This is a genomic window from Peptoniphilus sp. (assembly GCF_050943655.1).
Taxonomy (GTDB): Bacteria; Bacillota; Clostridia; order Tissierellales; family Peptoniphilaceae; genus Peptoniphilus_A.
Map to the genome: position 1 here is coordinate 1 of NZ_JBMNPQ010000056.1, position 9326 is coordinate 9326.

A 9326-nucleotide genomic window follows, 5' to 3' on the forward strand; every position below is an offset into this window, starting at 1 on the left:
TTGATTTTACTTAGTTAACATGTTTCTTAGATAAATAAATGAAAGTGTTTAAATAAAAATATTGTTTTATTTAGTATTTTTAAATATTAAACTTGTAATAAATATTAATATTAAGGATGTGGTAAAATGATACAAAATCATAAGATATTTATGTTGGTAGCAGAAACAAAAAGTTTTAAACAAGCTGCAAAAAAAGCATATGTTTCACAACAGTGCGTTAGTGATCATATCTCAAGAATAGAGAATGAGTTTGGCACAAAACTTTTTATTAGAAAACCTTTTTTACATCTAACACCAGCAGGAGAAATAGTTTATAAATCTCTAAGCAATATTGATGCAATTGAAAAAAATTTAAATAAACAAATGGACGAATTAAAAAGTGGTATAAAAGGAAAATTTACAGTTGGAATAAGCACCAGTCGATCTCCAGTTATTTTACCTAAAGTATTAAAAAAATATAATGAATTGTTTCCAAATATTATAGTTAAATTTGTAAGTGGAGACACTGCTATTTTAGAGAAATACCTTGAAAATAATACAGTAGATTTGTTTCTAGGTGTAAATACCAACTTAAATTTAGATTTTCATGTTCATCATATTTGTAATGATTATATATACATGATTATACATAAAAATCTATTTTATAAACATTTTGATAATTCCAATCTACAAGCATTTAGAAAAGGGGTAGATTTAAACAATTTTTCAGAAGTTCCAATGGTCATGTATTATAAAACAGGGGCAATGTACACTTTAATGCAACAACATCTAATCTCTCACGGAGTAAAATTAAATAATATACCTTTTTATACTAGTGAATGTGAGACCCAAATAAAATTATGTATCGAAGGCGTTGCTTGTGCTTTGGTTCCCAAGATGCTTTATACCAACTTTGAAGAAAAAAATGATATTTTTGTATTTCCAATAAAAGGTTTAGAATATCCTCTTCGTATAGAAATTGTTAAAAAAAAGAATATATTTTTACCAAATTATATTAATGCATTTTGTAATGTTTTAGAAGATGAAATATTATCGCTTGCAGATTAAAATTCAGGTTCACATATATATTTTAATAACATGTTATATAAAAAAGGAGCGGGTCACCCTGCTCCTTTATTTAATCTTATGAAATTCTATCATGTCGTTAAATATATACCACACCTCATCTACCATATCTTTTTTCTCTGATGAGAATGTGATGATGTTATCTTTCGATGGCATTTCAAGTTTTTTTGCTATGGCATCGACATGTTTATTTACTTGCGATTTTTTTATTTTATCCTTCTTTGTGGCAATCACTATTCCAGAAAATCCTGAGTGAATTATATAGTCATACATCTGCTTGTCGAGCTCTGTCGGCTCATGTCTTATGTCGACAAGTAGAATTGTCTCCAAAAGATTTTCGCGAGTTTCTAAATATTCATTTATTATGCCCGCCCATTTTTCTTTTTCGCTCTTTGATACTCTCGCATATCCATATCCTGGTAAATCCACAAGTCTTAATTTGTCATTTACGTTGTAAAAATTTATTGTTCTAGTCTTTCCTGGTGTCGATGAAGTGCGCGCCAAGTTTTTTCTGCCAAGCATTGCGTTTATAAAAGATGATTTGCCTACATTTGATCTTCCTGCAAAGGCAAGCTCTACAGTGTCTTCTTTTGGATACTGCTCTTTTTTTACTGCAACTTTTTCAAGCTCTGCTTTTTTAATTTTCATCAAAATCACCTATCGCAATTTTTGCAACTTCTCTAAATTCAGAAGCTGGAATTATTTCTAATTTGTCGATTGCTTCTTCTTCGATTTCTTTTAAGTCTCTCTTGTTCTCTTCTGGAATTATTACAGTCTTTACTCCAAAGCGCTCTGCTGCTAAAAGTTTTTCTTTAAGTCCGCCAATTGGCAAAATCTTTCCGCGAAGAGTTATCTCACCAGTCATTGCCACATCGCTCTTTACAGGTTTTTGTGTAAGTGCTGATAGGACTGATGTTGCAATTGTAATTCCTGCTGATGGGCCATCTTTTGGCACTGCGCCTTCTGGCACGTGAATGTGAATGTCTTTTTGTGTCCTAAAGCTTGGGTCGATTCCAAATTCTTTTGCATTTGATGCAATGTATGAAATAGCAGCGCTTGCTGATTCTTTCATCACATCGCCAAGTGAACCTGTAAGTTTTAGATTTCCCTTGCCATCCATTACAGTCGTCTCGATGTTTAGAGTTGTTCCTCCAACTTCTGTCCATGCAAGTCCGTTTACTGAACCAATTTGATCTTTTTTCTCTCTCTGATCGATTAAATACTTCTTCTCGCCCAAGTATTTTTCAATATTTCGCGTACTTATAGAAATTTTGTCTGCATCATTTTCAATTATTTCAAGGGCAGCTTTTCTTGCGATTTTTGAAATTTCTTTTTCAAGTCCTCTTACGCCAGACTCCCTTGTGTAATAGTCGATTATGTCCATAATTGCGCGATCAGAAATGCTCACGTTTTTGCCTTCAAGTCCATTTTCTTTTATCTGCTTTGGAAGGAGATATTTTTTGGCAATGTTAAACTTCTCGCTTGGAGTGTAGCCGCCAACTTCTATTATCTCCATTCTGTCAAGAAGTGGTCTTGGAATTGTAGCAGCTGTGTTTGCTGTTGCGATAAAAAATACATTGGAAAGGTCAAATGGAAGTTCAAGGTATCTATCTGTGAATGTGTTGTTTTGTTCTGGGTCCAAAACTTCCAAAAGTCCACTTGCTGGGTCTCCCTTAAAGTCATTTCCAACTTTATCTATCTCGTCGAATAAAAATACTGGGTCATTTTCTCCAGCTTTTTTAATTAAAGTTATAATTCTTCCAGGAAGTGCTCCAACATAAGTTCTTCTGTGACCACGAATTTCAGATTCGTCTGTCACTCCACCAAGGCTCATTCTGACAAATTCTTTTCCAAGGGATTTTGCAATTGACTGTGCTATAGAAGTCTTTCCGACTCCAGGAGGTCCAACTAAACATAGAATTGGTCCTTTTAAGTTATCTTTAGCAAGTTTTCTAACAGCGATAAATTCCAAAATTCTCTCTTTGACAGATTTTAACCCGTAGTGCTCCTTATTTAAAACTTTTCTTGCATAAGAGACGTCAACTTCTTTTTCAGACGATTCTTTCCAAGGAAGATCCAAAATCCAGTCGAGATAATTTATTAAAAGTGCATAGTCAGGCGACTGTGAATTTAGAGATTCTAATTTGTTCGCCTCTTTTAGAGCCTTTTCTCTAACTTCTTCTGGCAAGTCCTTCTCTTTAATTTTTTCAACATAGCTCTCTGCCATGCCAGCTTCGTCCTGTGCATCTCCAAGTTCTTTTCTGATTACTTTTAATTGTTCTTTTAAATAGTATTCTTTTTGAACTTTGTCGAGCTTTTGTTTTACTTCGTCGTCAATTTCCTTTTCTATGGACATGACTTCGATTTCTCTTTTCATTATCTCGTGAAAGACAACGACTCTGTCGTACACGTCGACAGTTGACAAAATTTTTTGATGATCTTCAAGTTTTAAATTTAAATATCCAACGACTGTGTCGATAAATCTTGACGGATCGTCTGTGTCCATTAAGTTTGTCAAAAGTCCAGGAAGAAGTTTGTCATCAAGTGTTGCGTATTTTTCTATATCTGAAACTGCAAGCCTTAGAGCTGCCTCAAGGTTTTCACTTTCGTTATACTTTGCTGTATCTTCTTCATAAGGTGAGATTTCTGCATTTATAAAACTCTCTCCCATTTCTAGGTTTTTAATCTCTGCCCTCGTCTCGCCTTCAACTAGAACTCTAACAACTCCACCTGGAAGTTTTAAAATTTGTTTTATTGAGGCAATTGTCCCAACTTCGTATAGATCGTCTTCTTCGGGACTTTCTACGGCGAAGTCTATCTGTGCCACCAAAAATATTTTTGAATCTGCCATCTCGGCTTCTTCAATTGCATTAATTGATATATCTCTACCACAGTCGAAATGTGTGACCATATGTGGAAACACGACCATATTTCGAAGTGGTATGAGAGGCAATTTAATTTTTTCCATTAAAACACACCTTTTAAAAAGGCCGTGGATAACCACGGCACTTTATTTTTTAATTAGTTTTGCAGGTGATTTACCTTCAACTGCATCTTTTGTTATTTGAACTGCCTTGACATCGTCTCTAGATGGAATTTCAAACATTATATCCATAATTGTACTTTCGATTACGCCTCTTAGTCCCCTTGCACCAGCTTTCTTTTCAATAGCTTTACGAGCAATGGCTTCTAGTGCATCGTCATCGAAAATTAATTCTACATCGTCAAGTTTTAAAAGCTCCTTGTACTGTTTTACAAGGGCGTTCTTTGGTTTAGTTAAAATTTCAACTAAAGCCTCTTCGTCAAGTTCTTCAAGTGTAATTGTTACAGGAAGACGTCCAATAAGTTCTGGAATAAGTCCAAACTTCAATAAGTCCTCTGTCTCAACTTTTCTCAAAATATTTTCGCGTTCTTTTTCTTTATCATAAAGCTTAGAACCAAAACCCATTGTTGATTTTGAAATTCTATTTTCTATAATCTTGTCAATGCCGTCGAAGGCACCGCCAACGATAAATAAAATATTTGAAGTGTCAACTTGAATAAGTTCTTGGCTTGGGTGTTTTCTTCCACCTTGAGGCGGAACATTGGCAACAGTTCCCTCGATTATTTTTAGAAGTGCTTGTTGAACACCTTCGCCACTTACATCTCTAGTTATAGACACATTCTCTGACTTTCTTGCAATCTTATCGATTTCGTCGATATAAATAATTCCCTTTTCTGCCCTTTCAATATCATAATCAGCATTTTGAATTAGCTTTAAAATAATATTTTCAACATCTTCGCCAACATATCCTGCCTCTGTAAGAGTTGTTGCATCTGCTATTGCGAAGGGAACATTTAAAAGTCTTGCCAAAGTTTGTGCCAACAGAGTTTTTCCTGAGCCAGTTGGCCCAATCATTAATATATTTGATTTTTGAAGTTCAATATCTGAGTCAGTTTTTTTAGATGAAGTTATTCTCTTATAGTGATTGTAAACAGCAACAGAAAGAGCTTTTTTAGCTTCTTCCTGTTTAATCACATAAGAATCTAAAATCTCTTTTATCTGTGCCGGCTTTTTTAGAGAAAATCCTTCATTAATTTCATCATCTTTATCTATCTCTTCATTTAAAATACTGTTGCAAAGCTCGATACACTCGTTACAAATATTTACATTTGGCCCTGCAATAAGTCTTTTAACTTGATTTTGAGTCCTGCCACAGAATGAACATCTTAGTACTTCATCTGTACCGGCCATAATTCACCTCTAAATCAATCTCTACTCTTTATTACCTTGTCTATTAATCCATATTCCACAGCTTCATCAGCACTTAGCCAATAGTCTCTATCTGTATCTTTTTCGATTTTTTCAAGAGGCTGTCCAGTGTTGTCTGCAAGAATTTGGTTTAATTTGTGTCTGATTTTTAAAATCTTTTCTGCGTTTATTTGAATGTCGCTTGCTTGTCCTTGTGCTCCACCTGATGGTTGATGAATCATGATATCTGCATTTGGAAGTGCGAATCTCTTGCCCTTTGTACCTGATGCAAGTAAAAATGCTCCCATTGATGCTGCCATACCTATACAAATTGTAGAAACATCTGGCTTAATATAGTTTATTGTGTCATAAATTGCAAAACCAGCACTCACAGATCCACCTGGTGAATTTATATAAAGTTGAATGTCTTTATTCGGATCAACAGATTCTAGGAATAATAATTGAGCTACAATTAAATCAGCCATTACATCATTTACCTCACCACTTGCAAAGATAATTCTATCCTTTAAAAGTCTTGAGTAAATATCGTAGGATCTTTCCCCTCTATTAGTTTGTTCTACTACCATAGGCACTAATGCCATGAAATCACGTCCTTATCTAATAATTATTTTTCTTCTTTTTCTTCTTCAGTTTCTTCTACTTCTTTTGGTTCAACAAAAACAGCATTATCAACTACGAAGTCTACAGCTTTTCTCTTTTCAAGGTCAGATTTAACTACTTCCTTGTTTTCGTTAAGCATGTATTCTTTCATTCTTTCTTGGTGCTCTTCGTCGTCTTTGAAGTATTCTTTAACTACGCTATCTACTTCTTCTTCGATTTCTTCATCAGTTACTTCTAGACCTTCTTGTTTAACAACAGCTTCAAGAGCTAGGTCGTTTTTAACAGTTTTTTCTGCACCTGGTCTTGCACTTTCTCTAAATTCTTCAATGCTTGAACCTATCATCTTTACATAATCTTCTAGAGAAATTCCTTGTGCTCTAAGTGTTTGGTCATAGTTAGCAAGTGACTGATCCATTTGGTTTCTTACCATTCCTTCTGGAATTTCAACATCAACCATGTCGCCAAGAGCTTCGATTGCACGTCTTTGTTTTTCCATTAGAGAAGTAGTTTCAAACTCTTCTTCTTTCTTTTCTCTTAAATCTTTTTTAAATTCTTCTACTGTATCAAATTCAGAAATATCTTTTACAAATTCATCATCAAACTCTGGAAGCTCTTCATAAGAGATGCTGTTAAGTTTAATTTCGAATTTTGCAGTCTTGCCTGCAAGATCTTTTTGGTGATAATCTTCTGGGAAGTCTACATTGATGTCAAATTCTTCGCCGATTTCGTGACCAATAATTTGTTCTTCAAATCCTGGAATAAATGTGTCAGATCCGATTTCTAGATCTTGACCTTCTGCAGTTCCACCATCGAAGTATTCTCCATCAATTGATCCTTTAAAGTCGATATTTACTCTGTCGCCGTCTTTAACTGCTCTATCATCAACATTTATAATTCTTGCATTCATTCTTCTTTGGTTTTCGATTTCTGAGTCGATTACTTCGTCAGTAACTGTTAGTGTAGGGTCTTCAATTTCAATTCCCTTGTATCCAGAAATTTCAACTTCAGGTTTAACATCTACATCAACATTTACTACTAATTCATCTTTACCCATTGTGTCTTCATCAATATCCATATTTGGTTGATCAACTACATCTAGTTTTAGTTCATCAATTGCATTTTGATATGCTTCAGGTAAAAGTTCGTTAATAGCATCTTCAAAGAAAACATCTTTACCATACATGTTTTCAATCATCTTCTTAGGAACATGTCCTTTTCTGAAACCTGGAATTTCAAAATATTTTTTGTTTTTCTTATAAACTTCAGTTTCAGCTTTCTTTATATCTTCACTTTTTAAAACAATGTCAAAAAAGACTTTGTTGTTTTCTTTCTTTTTAATTTCAACCATTTGTATCCTCCTAGCACTTGGCATATTTTAACATTTTTCTATTATAACACAAGTATTTTTAAAAATATATTAAATCTCTCTATCCTTTAGTATTTTAGATAAAATCTCCATCTCTTCATCAGTAAGTGTAACGCCCTTTGACATTTTTTCGTGAGATGGGTCCCACTCTCTTATGTCATATTTAGCAGGTCTGTCGTTAAAGCTAACCTTGTTAATCTCTTTAGTCCAGCCTTTTGCACTTTCTGATAAAACTCCCAAATGTTCAACTATCTCAAATTTAAAATCAGCCATAATTCTCCTTATTTATTTTTAACTTCCGCAAGTATCTTTGTAATTGCCTCTCCAGCAGTTATTTCAGAATTTTCCATTTCTTTTCTTGTTGAATATTCTACAATGTTGTCTTTTGATTTCTTGCCGCAAGTTACCCTTAGCGGAATTCCTATTAAGTCTCTGTCTTTAAACTTAACCCCAGCTCTGTCGCGTCTATCGTCAAGAAGAACTTCAACGCCCTTCTTCTTTAAGTCTTTGTAAATACGCTCGCCAAGTTCAACTTGAGCCTCATCCTTTACATTTACAATTGTTATGATTGCCTCATATGGTGCAACAGCTAGTGGCCAAATTATTCCGTTGTCGTCGTGATTTTGTTCTATTATTGCTGTAACAGATCTTGTAATTCCTACACCGTAAGATCCCATTACAAAGTATTGTTCTTTTCCATTTTCATCAAGGAATGTTGCGTTTAATGCCTTGCTGTACTTAGTTCCAAGTTTAAATATATTTCCTACTTCAATTCCTCTTGCAAATTCGTAGTTTTCATCTGAATCTGGAACTTTGTCTCCCTCTTCAACAAGAAGAAGATCATCAACTACTTCTCCATCAAAGTCTCTCTTGTAATTTGCGTTTATGAAGTGATATTCTTCTTCGTTTGCGCCGATTACAAGATTATTCATAAGAGTTAGTGATTTATCTATTAAAATTCGTACGTCAATATCTTTTGGTCCAGTGTATCCCACGCTGGATCCAATTTTTACAATCTCTTCATCTTCCATCATTCTAATTTCGTGTTCTGGCACTGCGATGTGAGAGATTAGTTTTGCCATATTAAGCTCTCTATCTCCTGGAATAAATACAAGAAGCGGCTCATCTTCTACCATTAAGTTAACTGCCTTTGCACATCTCTTCTTGTCTACTTTTAAGAATTCAGATACTTCTTCAATAGTTTTTGCACCCGGTGTGTGAACTTTTGAAATTTCTTTTTCTTCTTCTTTTTCTGGAAGCACATATTGAACGGGAGCTTTTTCTTCAGTTGCTCCAAATTTTCCAGAAGGTGAGTAAACTATTACTCCTTCTCCAGTTTCAGAAAGAGCTACAAACTCGTGACTTTCGTGACCGCCCATTGCTCCGTTGTCACCTTCAACGATTTTGTAATCAAGGTGAAGTCTATCGAAGATATTTTCGTATGCTCTATACATATTCATGTAGGCGATGTCTAAGTTTTCTTCATTTGTGTCGAAAGTGTAGGCATCTTTCATAGAAAATTCACGAGCTCTATTGATACCAAATCTCGGTCTTTTTTCGTCTCTGTACTTTGTTTGAATTTGATAAAGATTTAGAGGAAGGTCTTTGTAACTTTTTACTTCATCTCTAATTAGAGTTGTGAAATACTCTTCTGCAGTTGGTCCAAGACAAAATTCTCTGTCATTTCTGTCTTTTAATTTAAACATCTCTGGTCCAAACTTGTCCCATCTTCCTGACTCACGCCAGATTTCTGCAGGTTGAATTGCAGACATTAAAATCTCCATTGCTCCTGCATTATCCATCTCTTCTCTTACAATATTTTCTATTTTTCTTATTGTTCTATAACCAAGGGGCAAGTATGTATAGATTCCACTTGCCGTCTTTCTTATCATGCCAGCTCTTAAGAGAAATTTGTGAGATGCTATTTCTGCATCTTGTGGATCTTCTCTAAGTGTTGGCATATATAATTTTGATAATCTCATAAAACCTCCATATTCCATAAGGAATAAAGTTACGTATTTTTTTACAAGTAGTTGAAACTGT

8 protein-coding genes are annotated in these 9326 nt (G+C 34.3%); 1 reads left to right on the forward strand and 7 read right to left on the reverse strand.

What is annotated here, in order from left to right:
* The first annotated feature begins 150 nt into the window (after positions 1-150).
* A complete protein-coding gene (locus ACOX6R_RS05960) occupies positions 151-1047 on the forward strand; it encodes a LysR substrate-binding domain-containing protein (protein WP_433448275.1) in 897 nt (298 codons plus the stop codon).
* 66 nt (positions 1048-1113) lie between these two features.
* Here ACOX6R_RS05960 and yihA read toward each other — a convergent pair whose 3' ends face one another.
* The 7 genes from yihA to ACOX6R_RS05995 all read right to left on the reverse strand — a co-directional run bounded on the left by yihA (position 1114) and on the right by ACOX6R_RS05995 (position 9265).
* A complete protein-coding gene (yihA, locus tag ACOX6R_RS05965) occupies positions 1114-1713 on the reverse strand; it encodes a ribosome biogenesis GTP-binding protein YihA/YsxC (RefSeq protein WP_433448277.1) in 600 nt (199 codons plus the stop codon).
* Positions 1703-4033, reverse strand: coding sequence for an endopeptidase La (gene lon / locus ACOX6R_RS05970; protein WP_433448279.1), 2331 nt, complete (start codon positions 4031-4033; stop codon positions 1703-1705). Before lon ends, yihA begins: the two co-directional genes overlap by 11 nt.
* 42 nt (positions 4034-4075) lie before the next feature.
* Positions 4076-5299, reverse strand: coding sequence for an ATP-dependent Clp protease ATP-binding subunit ClpX (gene clpX / locus ACOX6R_RS05975; RefSeq protein WP_433448281.1), 1224 nt, complete (start codon positions 5297-5299; stop codon positions 4076-4078).
* Between the two features lie 14 nt (positions 5300-5313).
* The gene (gene clpP / locus ACOX6R_RS05980; protein ID WP_433448283.1) at positions 5314-5898 is read right to left on the reverse strand and encodes an ATP-dependent Clp endopeptidase proteolytic subunit ClpP; all 585 of its coding nucleotides are present in this window, start codon (positions 5896-5898) and stop codon (positions 5314-5316) included.
* Positions 5899-5921: 23 nt separating this feature from the next.
* Positions 5922-7265, reverse strand: a complete 1344-nt coding sequence (gene tig / locus ACOX6R_RS05985; RefSeq protein WP_433448285.1) for a trigger factor — start codon at positions 7263-7265, stop codon at positions 5922-5924.
* Between the two features lie 69 nt (positions 7266-7334).
* Positions 7335-7556 (reverse strand): YdbC family protein, encoded by a 222-nt coding sequence (locus tag ACOX6R_RS05990; protein ID WP_433448286.1) that lies wholly within the window; start codon positions 7554-7556, stop codon positions 7335-7337.
* An 8-nt stretch (positions 7557-7564) separates the two neighbouring features.
* Entirely contained in the window at positions 7565-9265 is a 1701-nt protein-coding gene (locus ACOX6R_RS05995) for a proline--tRNA ligase (RefSeq protein WP_433448288.1), read from the reverse strand.
* Positions 9266-9326: the final 61 nt, after the last annotated feature.